This window comes from Actinomycetota bacterium (assembly GCA_035697485.1).
Taxonomy (GTDB): Bacteria; Actinomycetota; UBA4738; order UBA4738; family HRBIN12; genus JAOUEA01.
This window is the reverse complement of sequence record DASSCU010000023.1, coordinates 1-21516: the sequence shown is the minus strand read 5'-3', so window position 1 is coordinate 21516 and position 21516 is coordinate 1. Positions and strand designations below refer to the sequence as shown.

Sequence of the window (21516 nt, the reverse complement as noted above, 5' to 3'; positions counted from 1 at the left end):
GCGGGCTCGGTCGGATGCTGACCGGAGGAGGGAGAGAGATGAGTCGCGCGAGGTTGGTCGTGGTCAGCGCGCTTGCGGCGCTCGCGTTCGTCTACTTCACGGTCGTCCGCCCGTGGACCATGCGATGGGGAGCGACCGACGAGGAGGTCGGGCGGTCGCTGCCGGGTGACTCGATCGTGCAGATGGCCGACTTTCACGCCACGCGGGCGATCACGATCGACGCCCCACCGGAACACGTGTGGCCCTGGCTCGTGCAGATCGGCAGCGGCCGGGCAGGTTGGTACACGTACGACTGGATCGACAACGCGAGGGTCCCGAGTGCGGATGTGATCGTCCCGGAGCTGCAGCACCTCGATGTGGGCGACCTCGTTCCGATGGTCTCCGGCAAGGACATCGGGGTGTGGGTGAAGGAGCTCGAGCCCGAGCGTCGGATGCTCTGGTGGGACCAGAAGGGCGAGTACTCCTGGGAGTGGATGCTCGATCGGGTCGACGAGAACTCGACGAGGCTGATCACACGTCTCCGCGCGACCTTCCCGCCGGTGCTGACTCCCAGGATGCTCTACGCGGTCGTCGCCTCAACGGGCGACATCGTCATGATCCGCAAGGCGCTTCGTGGGATCAAGGCGCGCGCTGAGCGCGTGCGATCGATGTCCGACGTGGGGGTGACACCATGAACGTTTCGCGACCGATCCGGATCGGTGCCGGGCTGGTCGGCGCGGGGATCGCCACGTACGGGACCTATTCGGTGATCACGTGGGCGCGATACGGGCGCGTGCATCCCGAACGCCGGCCTCCGGACCCGTTCCTTGATCGTTTCATCCCCGAGCCGGAAGTTGACGAGTATCACAGCTTCCCCGTCCACGCCCCGGCGGCGATCACGTTCGCCGCGGCGAAGGAGCTGGACCTGCAAGCCTCGCCGTTCGTGAGGGGCATCTTCTGGCTCCGCTCGGTCCCGAGCCTCCTGCACGGCGAGCCGTTCCGCCCCCAGGGCTCGCGGCCGATCCTCGACGAGACGCTCGCAGGAGGCTGGGGGGTCCTCGCCGAGGAACCCGATCGCGAGATCGTCGTCGGTGCCTACACGCAGCCCTGGCACGAGGAGGTGGTCTTCCACGCGCTGCCGGCGGAGGACTTCGCCGCCTTCGACGAGCCGGGGTACGTGAAGATCGTGTGGACCCTCGGGGCGGAGCCGCTCGGCGAGAACGAGTCGCTGTTCGTCACGCGGACGCGAGTGCAGAGCACCGACGAGACGGCGCGCCGGCGCTTCCGGCTGTACTGGGCGCCGATGTCGGCGGGGATCATCCTGATCCGCTACCTGAGCCTCCCGATGGTTCGCAAGGACGCTGAGCGGCGCGCGGCCCGGGTGGCGGTTCCCGGTCATCCACGGACTTGAACACGTCCTGCTCGGGCCCGATCCCGACCGCGCGAGCGAGGGCGACTCGGGGGCGCCGGTAGTGGTTGCGGAAGAGGTCATGGCGGTCCGGTGCAGAACCCAGCTGGGTCCTCCATCGCCGCCACCGTCTCCCAACGCTCGAACACCTTGGTGAACGCCTCCTGGGCCAGGTCCTCCGCCTCGGCCCTGCTCCGGTGATGACCGACAGGGTCCGGAGCGGCGTTCCTTCTCTTCCTCGAAGAACGACTCGAACGCGGGAGGCTCCGTGTCCATTCGCCCATCGGGGGTGCTGGATCCGCTGATCAGGGGATCGTGTTGTCCACCACTGAAGCGGTCGCGACGACCTGGCCGTCCGTCCGGGTCAGCGACCGGATGGGCATGCCGGGCAGGTCCTTGGCGAACCAGAAGACCTCGTCGGTCGCGCCGTCGCGCACCGTATAGCGCAGGCAGGCCAGCGCGCCGATCGCGGTCTCGATCCGCTCGGGCTCGATCATGGTGTCGTCGGCAGGGAACGAAGCGTGGGCCTGCAGGTCTCGCCAGGTCACCCGATCCAGCTCGGGCTCGGCGAGTGGGGCGCCATCGAGCGACAGCCGGGATCGCTCGATGGTGGCGCCGGCTTCGTCGCACTCGACGAACCGGCTGACCCGAAGGAACGGAGTCTCGCCGACCACGTCGACCCGGAGCCGGATGGTCCGCCCGGCCGGACAGCCACCTCGGATCTCGTCGGCGGTGAACGGCGTGGGCGCCCGTCCGGGCGCGAGGACGTGGGGGTCTCTGGTCTCGTCTGCCATCGGGTCGCTTCGTCGGTGCCGTTCGATGGACCGATGCACGATCACCTTAGCCATGTCGCAGGGGCCTCATCGCAGTGTCGTAGGGGGCCGGCGGCATGTGCTCACGTCGCGAGTGGGTATCGTCGGTGCGTGAGGCCGATGTGCCCGCCCACGAGGTGCGGGAGCAATCGTGAGCCGCATCGATCCCGCGTCTGTCTCGTTCGACGAGGAGCATGGATCGGAAGGAGGGAGGATCGATGACCAGGTGGACGGACGAAGAGCTGGCCGAGTTGGGGGGTGCTGACGAGCTCGAGATCGCGCCGATGCGGCGTGATGGCACGCTTCAGCGCCCTCGGATCATCTGGGTCGTCCGCCACGGCGACGACGTGTACGTCCGATCGGTGAACGGTGCGGACGGGGCGTGGTTCCGCGGCGTGCAGACGCGGCATGCGGGCCACATCTCGGCCGGCGAAGTCGACGCAGATGTCGTCTTGGAGGAAGCGGATCACGACTTGGACGACGAGATCGATGAGGCGTACCGGCGCAAGTACGGCCGATCGTCCGCGGCCGTCGACCACATCACGAGCCCGAAGGCACGAGCTACGACGATCCGACTCGCGCCCGCGTGAGGACCGGCTCGGCCTACAGGCGATGAGGATCTGACCGGACTTCAAGCGGAGACGCTTCACCTTCCGGAACGACGGCTCTCGCCCTATCGGTGCGGGCCGTAGGGTTGGGTGCGATGCCGATCGAGCTCGTCTTCGAAACGCACTCGACCACCGAGGACAACGAGAGGGGCGTTGCCACCGGGTGGCGGCCTGGGCGGCTGTCCGCCGCTGGTCGCGAGCAAGCCCAGCAGATGGGCCGCAGGCGCGCGAACGACGGGATCGAGGCCATCTTCACGTCCGACCTGGCCAGGGCAGTCGAGACGGTACGGGTCGCGTTCGCGGACCCCACGGTGCCGATCTTCATGGACTGGCGGCTCCGCGAGTGCGACTACGGTGAGTTCGCGGGCGTAGCCCCCGACATGCTCGAACGAGCCGAGCACATCGACGTCCCCTACCCCTCCGGCGAGAGCTGGCGACAGGCCGTTGAACGGGTCGGCTGGTTCCTGCGCGACCTTCAGGTTCGCTGGGACGGATCGCGCGTCCTCGTGGTCGGACACACGGCCACACGCTGGGGTCTCGATCATCTGGTCGAAGACGTCGCCTTGGAGCCGCTCGTCGAGTCGTTCGAGTGGCAGGAGGGGTGGGAGTATCGGGTCGAGTAGCGATCGGCCGCACCGGCTGCTGGGGGCGCCTCGTGTGCTAATCCGACCCCGTCCAGAGCGACTCGACTCCTCCGCGCTCGTCGACCTCGAACGAGCCGTATCTGATGTCGCCCGCGCGACGATACCGGCTGATGACGACGCCTGTGGAGGAGGTCGTGCTGTCGATGAGCTCGACGCCGGCGGGGACCGTGCCCGTCTCGAAGAGCCGCTTGCCGCTGCCGAGGAGGACCGGGAAGGTCCACAGGCGATACTCATCGATCAGGTCGTGCTCGATCAGGATCTGCAAGAGCCCGCAACTGCCGTGGACCTGGATCTCGCCGATGCGCGCGTCCTTGAGCCCGGCCACGGCTCTCGGCACGTCGCCTTCGAGCAGGGTCGAATCGTTCCACTCAACCGTCTCCAGTGTGGTGGAGGCCACGTACTTGGGGACGCGATTCAACACCGCGCCGACCGGGTCGTCGTCGGGGACGTGCGGCCAGTGCGCCGCGAAGATCTCGTAGGTCGTCCGCCCGAGGAGAAGCGCATCGGCCTTCGCGGTCCACCGCGTGATCATCTGTCCCATGGCGTCGTCCCAGTAGCCGACGGACCAGCCGCCGTGAGTGAACCCTCCGCTGCGATCCTCATCAGGACCCCCGGGTCCCTGCATGACTCCGTCGAGCGTCAGGAATGTTCCGACAACGAGCGTCGCCATCCTCTCCTCCCTTTTCGCCTCGACGGGAACGTCACGACAGCGTACGGCGCGTAGGGCCGCCTCACGATCAACGGGGGTGGGTCCGCGGTGGGCCCGCCGACGAGTGTTGCTAGCCACGATGTCCGGCTCTGCTCGCGTATGCCACGATGCAGGCGTGCACCCGACCGTGTTCATCGTCGACGATCACGAAGCGTTCAGGAGGTCGGCGCGAGCGATGCTCGAAGCTGACGGTTTCCACGTCGTCGGGGAGAGCGAGGACGGTGAGGGCGCGCTCGAGGCCATCGCGATGCTCCGGCCGCAGGTGGTCCTCCTGGACATCCAGCTGCCGGGCATCGACGGGTTCGACGTGGCCGCTCGACTCGCCGGCACGGCCGACCCACCCGCGGTCGTGTTGATCTCGAGCCGTGAGGCGGCCGCCTATGGTTCGCGGCTCGGCGACACACCGTCGCGAGGGTTCATCCCGAAGCGCGAGCTCTCGGGGAAGGCCCTCGCTGAGATGGTCGACTGACCGGGGCGATGCGTCGATCCACCACTCCGCTCGCGGTCGCGGGTGTGGTGCTCGGCCTCCTCGCGGAGAGCGCCGCGTTCGATCTGAACGATCCTGCCCGGTGGATCCCCGACCTCGTGACCGGGTGGAGTCTGATCGCCTGCGGTCTGTTCGTCCGGATCCGCGAGCCGCGGAATCCCACGGGTGCCTTGCTGGCAGCGACCGGCTTCACGTGGTTCCTCGGCAATTGGGCGAGCGCCGGAGGGGTCGCGGGATGGATCGGGGGCCAGTGCATCTACCTCCATCGAGGTCCGCTCTTCCATTCGATCATCGGCTACCCGACAGGGCGGACCCCTTCCGCGCTCGCCAAGGCAGCGATCGGAGTCTCCTACGCCGTCGCGATCCTGCCCGCGGTCTGGGACAACGAGCCGATGACGATCGCCCTCGCGGCCGCGCTCGTCGCCGTGACTGCGGCGGGCTACGCTCGCTCGATCGGACTCGACCGACGTGCCCGGCTCATCGCGGTCGAGGCCGCGGTGGGCATGAGCGCGGTGATCGTGGCGGGCGCCGTCGCTCGTCTCGTCGCGCCTGGCCCCGATGTCGGGACCGTCGTCTTGCTGGCCTACGAGGCGATGGTGGTCGCGGTCGCCGCGGGGCTCACCGCGCGGCTCGTATCGGCCCGCTGGGGGCGAGCCGCCGTGACCGATCTCGTGGTCGAGCTCGGCGAGGCCCGATCGGGGAACCTGCGCGCGGAGCTGGCGCGGGCGCTCGGGGATCCGTCACTCGAGGTGGGCTACTGGCAACCCGATTCGCGAGTCTTCGTCGATGCGGAGGGCGAGGCGCTGACGTTGCCGACCCACGGATCCGATCGCGCATCGACGGTCGTCGAGGGTGAGCACGAGCCCGTCGCCGTCCTCGTGCACGACCCTGCGGTGCTCGGCGATCCGGCGCTGCTGGAGGCGGTGACCGCCGCCACCCGTCTGACGGTCTCGAACGCCCGGCTCCGCGCCGAGGTGCAGGCGCGAGTCTCCCAGCTCGAGGCGTCGCGTCGTCGGCTGCTCGATGCGGGCGATGAGCAGCGTCGAGCATTGGAGCATCGGCTCCAAGAAGGCGCCGAGCGTCGCCTCCGCGATATCGGCGATGTTCTTCGCAGCAGCAGGGCAGCGTCGGACGGGGGGGCCACCGAGGAACGGATCGCCGCCGCGGAGGCCCAGCTCGATGAGACGCTCGAGGATCTGCGTCGCCTGGCTCGTGGGCTCCACCCGAGGATCCTGTCCGACCTCGGACTGGACGGAGCGCTCGCAGCGCTGTTGGAATCGTTCCCCATCCCGGTCGAGGTCCAGGTTCCGAGCCGCCGTCTCGGTGGCCACGCAGAGCTCGTCGCCTATTTCGTCTGCTCCGAGGCGCTCACGAACGTCGCGAAGCACGCATCGGCATCGCGCGCGGCCGTGTCCGTGACGACGAGCGATCGGGCCATCATGGTCGTCGTCGAGGACGACGGTGTGGGCGGCGCGGATCCGGCCGCGGGGTCTGGCCTGCGCGGACTCGCCGACCGGATCGAGACGCTCGGCGGGATACTTCGAGTTGAAAGCGCTCCCGGAAGCGGGACGCGCCTCGCCGCCGAGGTTCCCCTCGGCGGCGAGCCGTCGTCATCCGGGACGACGATCAGTCGATCTTCGTCCAGGTCTTCGTCGTCATGAGGATCCGGTCGCCGGGGTCCATCGGCTCAACGGCCTCCAGCGTGAGGTTGCCCTCCTCGTCGCGGGTGAACGTGAAGGTGTTGATGACGTCGTACGAAGGCGTCTCGAAGGAGATCTCGTCCCCGTTCACTACGTAGGTGCCGCCGTTGCTACCCTCGGGCCCCTCCATCGTCCAGTCCCCGTCCTCCAACCAGACGGTTTGGGTGGTCGGGTAGTCGGGGTCGTCGCCCGCCCCGGCGGCGGTCGCCTCTTCCTTGCTGATCGAGAAGCGGTACACGCCGTTGAGGCTGCTGGCCGCCTTCGCATCCGCACTCCCGGCGGCCGTGCCCGCCTGGCCCGGCGCCTCGCCCATGCACTCCGCTCCGAACGCCGGAGCTGGCTCGAACGGCGTCGACAGCTTGAGCTGCTGGATCTGCTCGATGAAGCCCTGCGTCGCTGGGTCCTCCTGGAGCGACGCGTACACCGGAGCGAAGGCCTCCTGGAGCCCCGCGAGGTCGGCGTCGGACGCCAGCGCGAACCGAGCGCCAAGATCACAGGACTCCTCGAGGCTCCTCTCATCCGTGTCGACGAGCGTGGTCGAGCGCTGGGCGGCGTCGTCCATCGCCTGGTGGAGCCACGCTCGCTGCTGCTCGCTGAGTTCCGTGACCGCGTCGGGGTTACCGACGACGGCGAGCGTCAGCGGCCACAGGTTGACGTTGGCTGCCACGTAGGGTGCCGACCGCTCTTGCCCGTTGAGTCGGTAGGAGAGGAGGCTGGACTCAAACCCGTCGATCGAGCCTTCCTCGAGCGCCCGGTCGCGTTCATCCCCGACGACCTTCATCGGGGTGGCGTCGAGCGCTCGGATCGCCTCCGCCTGGCCCTCCGAGTCGAACGTCCCGAACGTGATCCCCTGCCAGTCGGAGGGACCGAGGACGGGGCGCTTCACGGTGACCGGCTTGCGCAGGGCACCGGCCAGGACACCGAGGCCGGTCACGCCGACATCCTCGAGTCCCTGCAACATCTGATCGGTGACCCCGCTCTTGATCACGGCGTCCTCGAGCGCGTAGCTGTCGATGAGCATCGGCGCGGTGAGCGCCACGAAGTTCTCCGCGCCGAGGGCCTCGAAGCCCTGCGTGCCGACGTAGCCGAGGTCAAACTCCCCGGCGGCGACCCCGCGCACGACCTGCTGCTCCGCGTCGGGCGCGAAATCTCCGACCTCGTACACCGGGTCGATCCGGACGTTCCCGTCCGAGAGCTGCGCCACCCGCTCCACGAGGTACTTGATCTGCGGCGTGAAGTCCAAGTCGCCGTTCGTGGTGGCCATCTTCAGCACCACGGGCTCACCGGTGCCGCCGGCCTTGTCGCCGGTTCGTCCCTCGCTCGTGCCCTCGCTCGTGCAGGCGCCGACCACCATGGCGACGGCGACGGCGACGATCGTGAACCTCGCCCTTCCACGCATCCGCTGCATCCTGCCACCTCCTGTCTCGACGGTCGATGGCGACGGTAGGCGGCGGAGCGGGCTGGAACATCGTGGCTCCCCCCAGACCGGGACTGTGGCCAGCACGGACGCCGCTCGGTGGTGAGGTGTCACAATCGCCGCGGTGACCCTCTCGATCCGATGGACCAATCGGAAGCGGCTCGCGGTGGGCGCGATCGGGCTGGCCTACGCGCTGGCGGCCCTCGCCGTCGCGCGGGTGCCGGGAGCCACGAGCTATGCGGGGCGCTCGGGAGCGACCGCCGCCCTGGTCGTCGTCGCCGGCTTGTCCCTGTTCGTCGGCGGGCTGGTCGTGACGTCGGTCGAGCCGATCCGGAAGCTCGGCGAGCTCGCGGTCATCGCCGGGTTCACGTGGTTCGCGCCGATCTGGGAGGGGTGGTACTTCGGTCCGCCGGTGGTGCGGAGCCTCGGGATGCTGATGTCCGGGTTCACCTTCGCGCTGCTGGCCCACATCATCCTCGCGTACCCGACCGGAGGTGTGAGGTCGCGGAACGATCGATGGCTCGTGCGTGCGGTGTACCTCGAAGCCGTCCTCGTCGGGATCGGCCTGGCGCTGTTCCGAGATCCGTTCTTCGATCTGGACTGCTGGATCAACTGCACCGACAACGTCTTCCTCGTCCGCTCCGTTCCTGGCTTCGCGCGGGCGATCGTCTTGGCGGACCGGTGGTTCACGGTCGCGGCGGCGACCGCGCTCATCGCGTCGGTCGCCTGGCGGCTCGCCACCGGATCGGCTTCGGCACGACGTGCAGCGATCCCGATCGTCGCTCCCACGGTGATGCTTACCGGCGCGATCTGGGGACGAGTCGTCGCGTTGTTGGGGACACCGATCGAGAACCCAGCCGACCCCGTGTTCTTCATGAGCTTCGTGGTTGGGGCTCTGAGCGTCGTCCTGCTGGCCCTCGCCGTCGTGTGGGCCGCCGTGCGCTCACGGCTCCAACACCGCGCCGTCACGCAGATCGTCACCAACCTGCGTGAGGTGCCCGCCCCCGGTTCCGTCGAGACGGCGCTCGGCCTGGCGCTCGGCGACCCGGAGCTTCGGATCGCGTACTGGCTCCCGGCGTCGGCTCGCTTCGTCGACGCGACCGGTGCGCGGGTGCCCGAACCGACCGGTGAGCCCGGGCGGTCGGTGACGACGCTCCTGCACGAGGACCGTCGTGTCGCGGTCGTCTCCCACCTCGCGACCTTGCCGGACCTTCAGCGTGAGCTCGGGACCGCCGTCCGGCTCGGCCTCGAGAACGAACGTCTCCAGGCCGAAGTGCTCGCGCAGCTCCATGAGCTCCGAGCCTCGCGTGCCAGGATCGTCGAGACCGGGGATGCCGCGCGGCGCCGGCTCGAGCGGGACCTCCACGACGGCGCGCAGCAGCGGCTGCTCGCACTTTCCTACGACATCCGGCTCGCGCTGACGGCGGCGCAGGCCGACGGAGACGCGACGACCGCGACCCTGTTGCAGGACGCCCTCGATAGGTCGCAGCCGGCGCTCGACGAGCTCCGCGAGCTCGCCCACGGGATCTACCCGGCGATCCTGGCCGAGGCCGGCCTCGGCCCAGCGCTCGAGAGCCTGGCCGATGCGGCCCCGATCCCCGTGGAGATCCGTGACGCCGTGACGGACGGATGCGCCGCTGCCGCGGACGCCGCGGCGTACCTCGTCGCCGAGGAAGGGATCAGCGACGCGGCCGGACGAGGCGCGACGCACGCGATGATCTCCGCGACGCGCGCCGAGGGAAGGCTCGTCATCACGGTGGAGGACGATGGTGCCGGGCGGACGTCACGGCTGGTGGGGCTCCAGGATCGGCTGGGCGCCGCGGGTGGGGAGCTCGTCCTGGAACCACGACGCATCCGAGGGGAGGTTCCGTGCGGGTAGTGGTGGCCGACGACACGATGCTGACACGCGAGGGCATCGTTCGCTTGCTCCGCGACGCTGGCGTCGATGTCGTGGCCGAGGCCGAGGACGCCGATGCGCTGCTGCGCCACGTCCGGTCCGTTCTTCCCGATGTCGCGATCGTCGACATCCGGATGCCACCCACCCACACGGACGAGGGCCTGGTCGCTGTGCAGACGATCCGAGCGGACCACCCGGAGGTCGGCGCGCTCCTCCTGTCACAGTACGTCGAGCCGAGCTATGCGATGCGGCTGATCCAGGACCAGCCGGAACGCGTCGGGTACCTGCTCAAGGACCGCGTGCAGGACATCGCCGTCGTGGTCGACGCGCTTCGCCGCATCACGGACGGCGAGACGGTGATCGACCCCACGATCGTCTCTCGTCTGCTCGGGCGCCGACGCCGCGAGGACCCCCTGGAACGGCTGACGGAGCGGGAGCGGGAGGTCCTCGGTCTGGTCGCGGAAGGGATGTCGAACAAGGCCATCGCATCTCGGCTCTTCGTGACGGAACGGACCGTCGAGGCGCACGTGACCCAGATCTTCCAGAAGCTCGAGCTCTCCGGGTCGGCCGACCAGCATCGCCGCGTTCTCGCGGTGCTCGCGTTCCTCCGCACACCCTAGGGGCCAGGCAGCCTTCGCCCCGGCCGCTCGGAGCTTCACGGGGACTTCGTTCTCGCACCTCGGGTGCGGGATCTCGGCGAGACGCAGGTATCGGCGGATCCGATAGGTCACACGATCAGGGCGATCCCCATGGCGAGGAGCCAGAGGGACCACGCGATGTAGAGGATCGGGATGGCGGTCCCCGCAAGCGCCCACCCGCGCTCCTCGTTCGGTCCGAGGAACTCCGCTGAGCCAACCATCAGCCCGGCGCCGATGACGATCCCCGGCCAGCCGAGCCACGTCGGCAGCGCAGTTGCTTCGAGAACACCGATGCCGATCAATACGGACCACAAGCCGGTGAAGAGATAGCCGAGATGCTCGCCCACACCGACCCCCAGGTACTGGTGCATGACGCGGAAGATCGCAGCATGGATCTCTCGCTGCTCGGGGACGAGGGTCGGGTCCGTATAGGCGCGGGCGAGCGCTGGGACCGCGTACACCCACCGCAGGAGGCCCAGCATCTGGACCAGACCGGCAAGGACCCCGACCGTCACCGCGACCGGGACGATGCCCGCGAAGCCGAGGACCTGGCCGAGCAGCACGACTCCGGCGATCAGCAGCAGTCCCGACAGCATGAACGTCCACCACAGGAGGATCAGGCTTGAACCGCCGGCACGGAAGCGTTCGAGAACCTCCGCCGTAGGTCGGCGCAGGATGTCCGGGTACTCGAAGCGCTTGCCGAGCAGGGCGAAGGTAGCGTTGAACCAGAGCGGCGCGACGACGAGCACCACACCTGCGGCGACCTCGACGCTCACGCAGCGGCTCTCGCAGCGGCTCCCCGAGCGTTGGGAGCTGCACGGAACAGACCTGCGAGGAGGAGCCAGGTCAGCACTCCGAAGACGAGGGCCCCGCTCGCGCCGAAGATCGGGAACCGCTCCCCGATGTTCCTCGAGATCACGTACGAGCTCACGAACCACCCCAGCGCCCAGGCAGGCGGGTTCGCTGCGGCCCACCACACGGCGCCGGGTATCCGATGTCGTGCGAGCACCAGCGCCTGCATCGCGCCAACCGCGGCACCGTTGACGGCACCCATGAGGACGAGATCTCCTCGGCCGATCCCGTAGTCCACGATGGCCGCTCCCGCGACCAGGCCGACGGCCATCCCTGCGATCGTCGCCGGGATCCAGAGCCACGAGACCCGCTTCCGCAGGGCGAACCACTCTGCCGCTCCGATGACCGCGCCCACGATGATGCCCCCGGCGAGCGCCGCTCCGACGGAGTCGACGCCGTCGACGACCAGGTCTGCGATGTACCCCCCGATCGGGAGGCTGACGAGGATCGCCACTGCCCAGAGCCACATCCGACGCGGGGGACTCGTCGAGTCGCTCGGCATGTCCATGCTGTGCCTCCTACTGGTGACGCCGATCTCCCTGGGGTGTGACCCCTTTCCGGCGTTCAAGCCATCTTCGCGATCAAGCGTCACCGCCCCGTGACGCCGGTGTGACAGATGTGCCCACATCCTGGAGGGCCGTCCGTCACGGTCGCGCGACGGTCCAAAGGTCGGTGACGAGCGCCCGGAGGCGTTCGGTCGGTTCGACTCCCAGCTCGAGCATCAGCAACTCCCCGTATCGGTCGAATTCCCGAAGCGCCTCGGTCGGATTTCCCTCTGCGATGTGCACCCGGATCATGGCGGCCCGGGGGCTTTCCCTCAGCGGTTCGGCCCTCACCGCTGCGAGGGCGGCTTCGGCTGCACCGGCGAACTCCTCGATCTTCGTCAGGGACTCGGCGAGCGCTTCCAGCGCGTGGAGGCGAAGCTGTCGCCAGTCCTCGGATTCGACCAGCACCCACTCGTCGTACCAGTCAGGGAGGAGTTCATTCGAGAGCGCCGAGATGGCCCCAGAACCGAGGTTGTCCGTGCCGGATCCCTGAGTCTGCTCGAGCAGATGGTGGGCGATCGACCGTGTGTCCCAGAGGTCGACGGTGACATCGTCAGCCAGCCGCAGGTCCTTGGCGGTGGCTTCGACCGCCGCCCGGGCCCCGGCGTCGAGACGAGCCAATGCGGATCGAAGGCTCGAGTTCGCGCGGTCCTCAGAGGCGATCGGCCAGAGGGTTCCCGCGACGGTTCGGCGCCGGACCGACCGACCCTTCAACGCGAGGAACGCGAGGAGGCGCTGTGATCCCTCCGGCAGGATCAGCTTGGCGTCTACATCCTCGAGCTGGAAGCCGCCGAGAAGGGACATCCGTAGCGCCCCAGGCCTGATACGCCTGCCGCGCATACCTTCTTCTCGTTCGCTCATGGGGGATCCTTCAGCCCAACCTCCTGGACGACCGTACCGCTTCGAGTCTCGGAACGGCCTCCGACCCTGTCCACCCTCGCGAGCCTGTGGGTACTTCACCGATCCTGGGTCCCCACCGATCGACGAGAGCTATGGTGAGGCCGTCTGCGACAGAGGGAGTGCACATGGCGGGTGGCAAGGCACGTCTTCCGCCGCGGTGGTTCGTCGTGACCGCCTGGCACGTGCACCGGCTGATCCTCCGGGTCAGCAAGGGGCGCAAGGGGCTGTGGCCCCCGCGCCCGGGCAAGTGGGGCGCCTTGCGGCTCACCACCACGGGCCGACGCAGCGGCGAGCCGCGGAGCGTGATCGTCGGCTATTACGAGGACGGGTCCAACCTGGTCTCGATGGCCATGAACGGCTGGGGTGCGCCCGAGCCGGCCTGGTGGCTGAACCTGCAGGCCCATCCGGAGGCGGTCGTCGAGCTGGCCGGTGGGATCCGGCACGAGGTGCTCGGCAGGGCCGCGGTGGGCGAGGAGCGTGAACGGCTGTGGCAGCGCTGGGCAGAGATCGACCGGAACCTCGAGGGCTACGCTGCGCGCCGCCCGCGAGAGACGGCGGTCGTCGTCCTGGAGCCGCGCGCGGCGGCCGAACACGCAGCCCCCAACGCTGCGACGTGATTCGGGGCGACACGACGCCGATCTTGGGCTCTTGAGCCGTTCGGGGGGGCATCCCGGCGGTGGCTAGGAGCCGACGTTCGCCAGCGGCTTCTCGTCGACGCCGGCGGGCGGTTCCGACGCGGGCGGCGCTGCGGCGCGGCGCTCCGCTCGGAGCAGCAACACCATCGGTGGAAGCATCAGGATCACCCAGACGGTCTCGAACCAGCCGAACATCCACAGCGCGACGTAGAAGGCGATCACGCCCGCGTAGCCGAGCTGCGTTCTGCGTCCGCCGCTCAGGATCAACACGCCGACGGTCGCCTCGAACACGGCCAGCAGGCCGATGAGCAGATCCTGGTTCGGGGGAACGAAGGCACGCCATGCGTCGGTCACCGAGCCGAAGTGCGCGGGGTCCGCGAAGTTCGCGTAGTCGCCGTCGGTCGCGATGTTGATCGCATGGAGGAGCGCGCCGCCGATCAGGAAGAGCACGCCCACTGCGCCCCGTCCGACGTACATCCATCGCCTGCTCCGGGTCGCCAGCAGGCCCGCGACGATCGTCGCGATCCCGCACACCACCCACACGCTCACGAAGAAGATGTTGTTCTGCATGTGCACCTCCCTCGGGGTCCTTCCTCCGCCATCAAGCCAAGGAACGCACCCCCCGACCAGAGGAGGACGTCCCGGACCGACAGGGCTGGCCGGGCCGCGGCTATTGGGAGGCGTACCGGGTCAGGCGAGGAGTGCACGGAGCAGGTGCACCGGTCCAGCGACACCCTTGAGCTCAACCGAGCCGATGTCGCCGAACGCGAGGCCTTCGTCCTGTGAGGCGTCGGCGACCGCCTTGCTGATCAATACCTCGCCGGGTCGCGCGTAGTCGGCGATGCGCGCGGAGAGATTGACGGTCTGGCCGAAGTAGTCGCCCTCTTGGAAGAGGACCGGACCCGCGTGCAGACCGACGTGCGCGGGCGGAAGCCCGGCCGCAGCCAACTCGTCGACCATCTCGAGTGCACTGCGGACGCCCAAGCGGGGCTCGCCGAAGTAGAACATCACCCCGTCGCCGAGCCACTTGATCGGCTTGCCGCGGTGCTGCACGGAGCTGCGCTGCACCAGTCGGGCGACGGTCGAGGCCAGGTCCGCGGCCGCATCGTCGCCGTGTTCCTGCGTCAGTCTCGTGTACCCCGTGATGTCGAGGAAACAGATCGCCGGCAAGCGCTCGAGGCGGCTGTGGATGCCCGCCGCCTCCATCATCGCCTCGAAGCCCTCGATGATGTTGGCCGTCCAGGCGCGCGCCTGGTGCATGCGATACATGGCGACGACGGCCTTCTCCGCGAGCGGCGCGCTGCGGTCGGCGAACTCGGCGTTGGCGATCTCGTCCGGGCCCTTTCCCGCGGCGATAGCCGGCGCAATCACCTCGGCGTTCCACCACGCCGCCTCCTGCTCGGCGATCCGGCGGGTGCTGTCGCCGTCGACCCGGAGCAGTCGCTCGATCGCTGAATGTCGGAACCCTTCGGACACCTGGAGCTCGATGAACGGCACGATCGCCATCTCGTCCTCGCGGAGACGATCGTCGGGCGACGGCTGCTCCATGCCCATCGCCTCTCGGATGCACATGAGCAGCTCGAGCGGGATCCCGGTTCGGTCGCTGACCTGTCGGAACGACTCCCCGGAGAGGGTCGCGAACCGCTCGTACGCGGTCGCGTCCATGAAGTCGAGCGTCAGGGCGCCTTGCTCGATCGCGGCGGCCACGCCCTCGAGCGGGATCCCGGCGTCCTCGAGGGACCGAGCCATCAGCACGCGGCGCACGTCGCCGGGCGAGAAGCGATCCGGCTCCGCGGGGGCGAGGATGCCGAGTTCGACCAGGCGATCGACGTAGTCGGCGTCGACCCCCGCTCGCTCGGCGGCGTCGTCGCGCCGATACCAGGTCACCCGAAGGAGCCTACTGCTGCTTCACGCTCGGAGGGTCGAAACAAGGCTTTCCGCGGGCTCGATCGAGCGTGAGCCCGGCAGCACCAGGTCGATCTCGAGCCAGCGGGCGAGGTCGTTCACCTCGCGGCGCACCGCCGCCGCCGCGGCCTTGCTGAACGGCTCGTCCTCGTGGATCGCATCGACCCTGAGCACCCCCACTTTGCGGTCCGCGGTGGCGTCGACCTTCCCGATCAGTCGATCTCGGTGCAGCACAGGCAGCGCGTAGTACCCCCACCGGCGCTTCGGCGCCGGCTTGTACATCTCGAGCTGGAAGTCGAAGTCGAACAGCTCGGCTAAGCGCTTGCGGTCGTGCACCAGCCGGTCGAACGGCGACAGCAGCGCGGTGCGCCCGGAGAACCGACGACCCAGCAGCGAGGGGTCGACGCGCCACTCTCCCTTGACTCCTTCGACGACGGCGGGCTCACCCGCCTCACCCACGTCGTACGGCTCCACCGGGCTTTTCGGCGCGCGAGCCCGGGCGATGCCGAGGGCGCGAAGCCGCCGCTCGTCACGGATGCCCTGCGCTACTTCTGCGGGGACGACGGGGTCGTCGGGGTAGACCCGCGACGCCAGATCCCACAGCCGTTCCCGTCCCTCGCGGCCGGCGACCGCGACCTCACCGCGCTGCACCAGGAAGTCGAGCAGTCTCTCGACGTTGCGGTCGTTGGTCCACCCGGTCGACGCCCAGGGCTTCGCGATGGTGTCGGGCAGCTCACGCATCGTCAGCGGGCCCGAACGCCCCAGCGTCGCAAGGATGTCCCGCCGGCAGGCGTCGTTGGCCTCGACCCAGTCCCGTCGACCCGCCTGCCAGTCGCGGAGCTCGCCACGCCCGGGCCAGTCCGCCATGTCGGCACGGTAGAGCGCGAGGTCCTCCGCTGGCCGGACGATCGCATTCAGCTCGAGGAGCGATCGGTCCTCGAGGCGCCCGCGCAGCTCCGAAGGGAAGTACGCCGACCCCAGGCGGCTCCACGCGACGAGGTCGGCGCTCGGGGCGACCGCTGCGATCGGATCGAGCTGGAGCATGCTCAGGTGGCGCACCAGCTCGAGCAGCCCGGTCGGTCGCTCGGCGTCGAGCAGCTGGGCGCGCACGGCGATCCGGCGCGCGTCGGCCCGGGAGAGCCGGTGGACGGTGGTCACGACGCGAGACTATGCGTTGACTTCGACGGCGTCATGGGGCTCGACCACCACACCGGAGTTCCCGGCTCGCGATCAGTCGCGGTCGGGCCACGGGGCGACGTCGACCTCGTTGCCCTCGGGGTCGGCCAGGGTCCACCACTCCGGCGCGTTCTCGTCGCTGACCAGGTGGCCACCGGCGGCGATCGCCGCTTCGACGCGCGCCTCCGCCTGGTCGTGCGGCACATAGACGTCGATGTGGATCCGGTTGCGCTGTGGGCGCGGCGCGTCCATCTGCTGGAACCAGAACGGCGGACCCTGGAAGTGAGGGTCGATCAGGCCCGCGTCGCCCACCTGCCGGTAGCCGAGCACGGCGCGCCAGAACGGCAACACGTCGGGGATGACGAGCGCGTCGATCGCGACCTGGACGATCTGCAGTTCGGTCAGATCGACGGGGGCGCCCTGCTCTCGCGCCACCCCTGAGATCTGGCGGGCGAGTTCGACGTCGCGCTCGCTCAGCCCACCGGTGCTGTGCGTCCTCAGACGCACCGTCACACCGTCCGGCCGCAGGTCGACGTCGGGGTGATGGTTCGCGGTGTCGGCCAGCTCGCCGATCGCGTCCACGAGCGCCACGCCCGCCGCGAACGACCCGGTGCGGAAGTGCGCGCACGCGTCGTCCCTCACGACCCTCCAGCCGATCTCGTGGAACCGCCGCGGTGTCACCGTCTCGCCCACGCGCCCTCCTCGCGGATGACCCCGCTTGACGGGGCCGTCTTCAGGTTCGAACCTGCACTCTCCCATGTCTCGACGCGGCTTCGTGGTGTTCCCGGACGGAGGTGATGAGGTGACGGATCGGCAGGGTCGACTCGAGGCGCTCCTCGAGTTCCCACTGATGAGCGCCGTGTTCGGGCGCCGCGCGAGGCGTTTCGGGATGGGGATGGAGATCCCCTCGGGGCCCTTGGCATTCCGCTCCGATCGAGAGGCGAAGCCGCTCTCCGAGCTCGAACGGTCGATCCTCGTCGCAGCGGCCACCGGTGTTTCCGGGTGGAGCTTCGGCGTTCCCTTCGGCCCGCGGACGCCTGCTGAACCGGGAAGCCGACGGCCTGGAGCAGGTCCTGGCGGTGTGCCGTGATCACACGACTCGCATCCGGGATGGGCGCCTCGACCTGCCGTCCGCTGCGCCCCACGTCCTCCCACCGAACCTTTGGTGGGTGAACAGACCGGGCTCGACCCTCTTCATGCCCGTGGGCGATGCCAGCGAGGAATGCCTCGGGTTCCTCGCCCTCATGATCCGGCATGGCGTGGTGGTCGTGGATCACGAAACCGGTCGGCCGGCGGGCGACCTCGAGCCCTTCATCCGGTCCGGTCTGCTCGACAGGGAGAAGCAGCTCCCGCTCGCAGAGCTCTTGGCCGACATCAACGAGAGCGTGTGTCTGGAGCTCGCGTTCATGGGTCACAACATCGTCCTCGTCCTGCAAGCACTCGGTCTCGGTGGGCTCTACTTCAACGGCGTGGACGGTCTGAGCGTGCTGGGTGCCGACGCGGGCGACGGGGTCGATGGATTGGGGTTCCGCTCCGTCGAAGACGAACGTTGGCTCACCCCCAACCCGGTCGGGCTGGACGGCGTCGACGAAGCCCTCTGTCCGCCCTACTTCCCCGACATGCGCGCCGCCGTGGAGGCGTTCGTCGAGCGGAAGTTCGGCCCGAACGGTGCCTACGATCCCGATGGCCCGGGCCCATGGCGAGAGAGCCGTCGTGTGAAAGGGACCGTCACTCCCTACAGCGAGGAGTTCGTGGACTGCATGGCCGAGGTGGCCCGGTACATGTACGAGAAGTTCGGGAAGTTCCCCGGCGTCCGGAGCACCATCATGCTGCCCGGAGCCGTGCAGGCGCACCACATCGACACCGACTTCTATGACGCGCATGACAGCGAGGGGGCGTACCTGCCGGCGCACGCGAACCACGTCGAGCTCTGGCACGGCAGCGGAGAACACGAGGGAACGGTCCCCGGGTGACCCATGATGTGCGCGATGAGATCGCCGCTCTCCCTGACGCGGAGGCAGATCCTCGCGTTCCGGCGGGGCGTCGGCGCGCTCGACGAGCGGCTCCCACGCGGAGGGCGTTCGCTCCGGCGCGCGGCGTGGGCGGGCCTTCAGGACAGCATGCCCCGAGCTGCGCTCCTCTCGATCCACGCCCGCGTCGCCGGGACTCGCTCGACCACGTGGGAAGATCCGACGCTCGTCCAGCTCTGGGGGCCCCGGTACAGCGCCTACGTGGTGGCCGCGCGCGACCTCGCGATCTTCTCGCTCGGCAGGCTGCCGGACGGCGCCGGCCCCCGGCGGAGGGCGGAGGACCTGGCCGCCCGCCTACACGCCCTCCTCGACGGGTCGAGCATGACGTACGGCGAGGCCGGGCGGGCGCTCGGCGTCCAGCCGAACGCGCTGAGGTACGCCGCCCCGACCGGCACGGTCGTGATCCGGTGGGACGGCGCGCGACAGCCGATCGTCCGGACCGTGCCGGCGCCCGAGGTCGATCCTCGCAACGCGCGCCTCGAGCTCGCGCGCCGGCACCTGCACGTCTTCGGTCCCACGACGCCGGCCGCGTTCGCCGAGTGGGCGGGGATCGCCGCGAGGGAAGGCGTCGCGGCGTTCGACGCGCTGCGCCGGTCGCTGACCCCCGTGCGAACATCGATCGGCGACGCCTGGATCCTCACCCGCGACGAGCCGATGTTCCGCGACGCTCCGAATCCCGCGGCGCCCGCACGACTCCTGCCGAGTGGGGACGCCTACTTCCTCCTGCAGGGAGCCGAGCGCGAACTCCTGGTCCCGAACCCCGATCGACGCCGTGAGCTCTGGACCCCGCGCGTGTGGCCCGGCGCCCTCCTCGTCGAGGGCGAGGTCGTCGGGGCATGGCGGCGTGCCCACGAGCGGGTGACGATCCAGACCTGGCGTCGTCTGTCTCGCTCTGCGAGGGCTGCGGTCGAGGCGGAAGCGGTGTCCCTGCCTCTGCCCGGGCTCGAGCCGATCGTGGTCACCTGGGACGAGTAGGTCGCGCCGTCTCCGTCGCCGTGGTCCACTGTCCGGATGGCGACCTCGCCGCGACCGTTCACGCCCGGCGACCTTCGGCACGAGCGGAAGGTCACCGGCTTCTCCCTGTCCCCCGACGGCGAGACGGTGGTGTTCGCCGTGCAGTCGATCGTGGGCAACGCCTATCGCTCGACCCTCTGGCGTCTTCCCGCGGCCGGTGGACGCGCGGAGCGCTTGACGATGGGTACGGCGGCGGACGGCTCGCCACGGATCTCGCCCGACGGGGAGAGCGTGCTCTTCATCTCCGATCGTCATGAGAAGGAGGCGCAGGCGTTCGTGATGCGCCTGTCCGGCGGCGAGGCGCGCATGCTGCCGGTGATCGCGGGCGGGGTTGGTGCTGCCGAGTGGTCGCCCGACGGCCGCAGGGTGCTGCTGCTCGGACCCTCCGGTGAGCGGCGGTTCTCCGTCGGGAAACCCGACGACCCGACCGCGCTCGCGATCGACTCGCTCGTGTGGCGGGTCGACGGCGTGGGGATCCGCGACCAGCGCAACGCCGTATGGGTGGTCAACGCGAGCGGCCGCGGGAAGCCCGGTCGCGTGACGCCCGTCGACGTCGACGTCACCCAGCCCCGCTGGCTGCGCGACGACCGGATCGGGTTCCTGGCAGACCTTCGTCCGGATTTCTCCGAGGAGGCCTACCGCGCGTACACGATCAGGACCGTGGGCGGGCGGCCACGCGAGGCGGGAGCATTGGGCGGCAGCGTCTGGGCGGCCGCATGGTCCCCCCGTGGTGCGCTGGCCATGATCGGCGTGGAGCCCGACAACGCCTTCTGGCGGGAGCCGCACCTGTACGTGCAGCGCCCGCGCCGGAAGGCTCCCGACCGCCTCGCCGCCGACCTCGACCGCCCGGTGTTGCCGACGAGTTACGGCGATCTGATCCCCGACGTGCAGCCGTTGCTGCGCTGGTCCGACGACAGCCACCTGTTGGCATCCGTCGCCGACCACGGACGCGCCCATCCGACCCGGTTCGGGCTCGACGGCACCACCGAGCGGCTGGTCGACGGCGACGTCGTGGCCGTCGATGTCCAGTCGGGCGGCGACCGCGTCGTCGCGCTCGCGAACATCGGTCCCGAGCCCGCCGATCTCTACGAGCTCCGTCCCGGGAGCGAGCCACGGCGACTGACCCGCGAGGGGGCTCGTTGGTTCGGTCCCTTCCGCAGGCAGGTCGAAACCGTGAGCCGGTTCGACCGGCGCACGGGTCGCATCGAAGCCTGGATGGTGCGCGGTGGCCGAGGCCGCCGACCGACCGTGCTGCAGATCCACGGTGGTCCCTACGCCTCGCATGCACCCGTGCCGTGGCTGGAGATGATGGCGCTGGCGAGCGCCGGGTTGCACGTGGTATGGGCGAACCCGTCGGGATCCACCTCGTACGGGCAGGCGTTCACGAAGGACCTGGACGGTCGCTGGGGAGTGCCCGACTCGCGTCAATGGTTGCGTCTGGTCGACGATCTGGCGAAGCAGGGCGTCGTGGATCGCGATCGGATCGGGGTGCTCGGCTTGTCCTACGGCGGTTTCGAGGCGCTCTGGATGGCGGGTCACCACCCGGGTCGCGTCCGCGCCGTGGTCGCGGAGAACCCCGTCGCCGACCTGATCGCCGAGTACGGTGCCGGCGACTACGGGTCCGCGATCTCCGATGGCCTGACGGGCTTGGGACCGCTGCCCGAGGCCGCTGCCGACTACCTCGCCGCCTCGCCCTCCGCGCGGATCACACGCTTCCGGGGTTCGCTCCTGCTGCTCCAGGCCGAACAGGACCACCGCTGTCCCCCCGTGAACAGCGAGTTGGTGTTCGCGCTCCGCAGGGCGAGGGGTCTGCCCGTGCGCATGGTCCGCTACCCCGAGGAGAGCCACTGGATGGCGGGGGTCGGCCGTCCGGATCGCCGCCGCGATCGACTCGAGCGGATCGTAGGCTTGTTCCGCCGCGAGTTGTAACGGCCGCCGTCCATCGCGAGGCTGGAACCCCCCCGCTGGACGGTCGTCAGCGAGGCTGGTAACGTACAACCAGATGGTTGTAGATGAGCTGACCGACGAGGCGGTGGACGACCTGTTCCACGCACTGGCCGACGCGACCCGCCGCGACATCCTTCGCCGCTCCGTCGGGGGCGAGCCCTCGGTGTCGCGGCTGGCCGAGGCCTACCCGATGAGCTTCGCCGCGGTTCAGAA

23 protein-coding genes are annotated in these 21516 nt (G+C 69.6%); 13 read left to right on the top strand and 10 right to left on the bottom strand.

From position 1 onward, the window contains the following. The first annotated feature begins 38 nt into the window (after positions 1-38). Together VFI59_06565 and VFI59_06560 are read left to right on the top strand one after the other, a co-directional pair. A complete protein-coding gene (locus tag VFI59_06565) occupies positions 39-674 on the top strand; it encodes a hypothetical protein (GenBank protein HET6713353.1) in 636 nt (211 codons plus the stop codon). Then, positions 671-1390 carry a hypothetical protein gene (locus VFI59_06560; GenBank protein ID HET6713352.1) on the top strand — a complete coding sequence of 240 codons (720 nt, stop codon included), beginning with the start codon at positions 671-673 and terminating at the stop codon, positions 1388-1390. The genes VFI59_06565 and VFI59_06560 overlap by 4 nt, the downstream gene beginning before the upstream one ends. 302 nt (positions 1391-1692) lie before the next feature. Here VFI59_06560 and VFI59_06555 read toward each other — a convergent pair whose 3' ends face one another. Then, positions 1693-2181, bottom strand: a complete 489-nt coding sequence (locus VFI59_06555; protein HET6713351.1) for a hypothetical protein — start codon at positions 2179-2181, stop codon at positions 1693-1695. 236 nt (positions 2182-2417) lie between these two features. Between VFI59_06555 and VFI59_06550 the strand changes: the two genes are divergently transcribed. Further along, complete coding sequence (locus tag VFI59_06550; protein ID HET6713350.1) at positions 2418-2789, top strand: DUF2255 family protein; 372 nt, start codon at positions 2418-2420, stop codon at positions 2787-2789. A gap of 113 nt (positions 2790-2902) precedes the next feature. Then, a complete protein-coding gene (locus tag VFI59_06545) occupies positions 2903-3430 on the top strand; it encodes a histidine phosphatase family protein (protein ID HET6713349.1) in 528 nt (175 codons plus the stop codon). 37 nt (positions 3431-3467) lie between these two features. On the opposite strand, the gene VFI59_06540 is transcribed toward VFI59_06545, so the two are convergent. Beyond that, positions 3468-4121 carry a dihydrofolate reductase family protein gene (locus VFI59_06540; protein HET6713348.1) on the bottom strand — a complete coding sequence of 218 codons (654 nt, stop codon included), beginning with the start codon at positions 4119-4121 and terminating at the stop codon, positions 3468-3470. Between the two features lie 154 nt (positions 4122-4275). On the opposite strand from VFI59_06540, the gene VFI59_06535 reads away from it, so the two are divergent. Then, positions 4276-4629, top strand: coding sequence for a response regulator transcription factor (locus tag VFI59_06535; protein HET6713347.1), 354 nt, complete (start codon positions 4276-4278; stop codon positions 4627-4629). A gap of 8 nt (positions 4630-4637) precedes the next feature. Beyond that, the gene (locus tag VFI59_06530) at positions 4638-6308 is read left to right on the top strand and encodes an ATP-binding protein (protein ID HET6713346.1); all 1671 of its coding nucleotides are present in this window, start codon (positions 4638-4640) and stop codon (positions 6306-6308) included. Here the strand turns inward: VFI59_06530 and dctP are convergent. Next, the gene (dctP, locus tag VFI59_06525) at positions 6274-7755 is read right to left on the bottom strand and encodes a TRAP transporter substrate-binding protein DctP (protein ID HET6713345.1); all 1482 of its coding nucleotides are present in this window, start codon (positions 7753-7755) and stop codon (positions 6274-6276) included. The genes VFI59_06530 and dctP overlap by 35 nt on opposite strands. 133 nt (positions 7756-7888) lie before the next feature. Here dctP and VFI59_06520 point away from each other — a divergent pair, with 133 nt between their 5' ends. Together VFI59_06520 and VFI59_06515 are read left to right on the top strand one after the other, a co-directional pair. Continuing rightward, positions 7889-9643: a histidine kinase gene (locus VFI59_06520; protein HET6713344.1), complete on the top strand. Its 1755-nt coding sequence runs from the start codon at positions 7889-7891 to the stop codon at positions 9641-9643. After that, the gene (locus VFI59_06515) at positions 9634-10281 is read left to right on the top strand and encodes a response regulator transcription factor (protein ID HET6713343.1); all 648 of its coding nucleotides are present in this window, start codon (positions 9634-9636) and stop codon (positions 10279-10281) included. Before VFI59_06520 ends, VFI59_06515 begins: the two co-directional genes overlap by 10 nt. 107 nt (positions 10282-10388) lie before the next feature. Here the strand turns inward: VFI59_06515 and VFI59_06510 are convergent, their stop codons facing one another. The 3 genes from VFI59_06510 to VFI59_06500 form a co-directional block, all read right to left on the bottom strand. Then, positions 10389-11075 carry a DUF4386 domain-containing protein gene (locus VFI59_06510; protein HET6713342.1) on the bottom strand — a complete coding sequence of 229 codons (687 nt, stop codon included), beginning with the start codon at positions 11073-11075 and terminating at the stop codon, positions 10389-10391. Beyond that, on the bottom strand, positions 11072-11659 hold the full coding sequence (locus tag VFI59_06505) for a hypothetical protein (GenBank protein HET6713341.1): 588 nt from the start codon (positions 11657-11659) through the stop codon (positions 11072-11074). The genes VFI59_06510 and VFI59_06505 overlap by 4 nt, the downstream gene beginning before the upstream one ends. Positions 11660-11795: 136 nt before the next feature. After that, the gene (locus VFI59_06500) at positions 11796-12557 is read right to left on the bottom strand and encodes a BTAD domain-containing putative transcriptional regulator (protein ID HET6713340.1); all 762 of its coding nucleotides are present in this window, start codon (positions 12555-12557) and stop codon (positions 11796-11798) included. Positions 12558-12721: 164 nt separating this feature from the next. On the opposite strand from VFI59_06500, the gene VFI59_06495 reads away from it, so the two are divergent. Then, positions 12722-13213, top strand: a complete 492-nt coding sequence (locus VFI59_06495) for a nitroreductase/quinone reductase family protein (GenBank protein HET6713339.1) — start codon at positions 12722-12724, stop codon at positions 13211-13213. A gap of 63 nt (positions 13214-13276) precedes the next feature. On the opposite strand, the gene VFI59_06490 is transcribed toward VFI59_06495, so the two are convergent. The 4 genes from VFI59_06490 to VFI59_06475 form a co-directional block, all read right to left on the bottom strand. Then, positions 13277-13801, bottom strand: coding sequence for a hypothetical protein (locus VFI59_06490; protein ID HET6713338.1), 525 nt, complete (start codon positions 13799-13801; stop codon positions 13277-13279). A 120-nt stretch (positions 13802-13921) separates the two neighbouring features. Continuing rightward, positions 13922-15118, bottom strand: a complete 1197-nt coding sequence (locus VFI59_06485) for an adenylate/guanylate cyclase domain-containing protein (GenBank protein ID HET6713337.1) — start codon at positions 15116-15118, stop codon at positions 13922-13924. 21 nt (positions 15119-15139) lie between these two features. Next, positions 15140-16294, bottom strand: coding sequence for a crosslink repair DNA glycosylase YcaQ family protein (locus tag VFI59_06480; GenBank protein HET6713336.1), 1155 nt, complete (start codon positions 16292-16294; stop codon positions 15140-15142). A gap of 72 nt (positions 16295-16366) precedes the next feature. Beyond that, positions 16367-17005, bottom strand: coding sequence for a VOC family protein (locus VFI59_06475; GenBank protein HET6713335.1), 639 nt, complete (start codon positions 17003-17005; stop codon positions 16367-16369). A gap of 476 nt (positions 17006-17481) precedes the next feature. On the opposite strand from VFI59_06475, the gene VFI59_06470 reads away from it, so the two are divergent. The 4 genes from VFI59_06470 to VFI59_06455 form a co-directional block, all read left to right on the top strand. Then, entirely contained in the window at positions 17482-18285 is an 804-nt protein-coding gene (locus tag VFI59_06470; GenBank protein HET6713334.1) for a hypothetical protein, read from the top strand. Between the two features lie 15 nt (positions 18286-18300). Next, on the top strand, positions 18301-19317 hold the full coding sequence (locus VFI59_06465; protein ID HET6713333.1) for a crosslink repair DNA glycosylase YcaQ family protein: 1017 nt from the start codon (positions 18301-18303) through the stop codon (positions 19315-19317). 36 nt (positions 19318-19353) lie between these two features. Further along, a complete protein-coding gene (locus VFI59_06460) occupies positions 19354-21285 on the top strand; it encodes an alpha/beta fold hydrolase (protein ID HET6713332.1) in 1932 nt (643 codons plus the stop codon). A gap of 73 nt (positions 21286-21358) precedes the next feature. Further along, positions 21359-21516 (top strand): transcriptional regulator (locus tag VFI59_06455; GenBank protein HET6713331.1); only part of this gene is annotated, 158 nt, incomplete at its 3' end.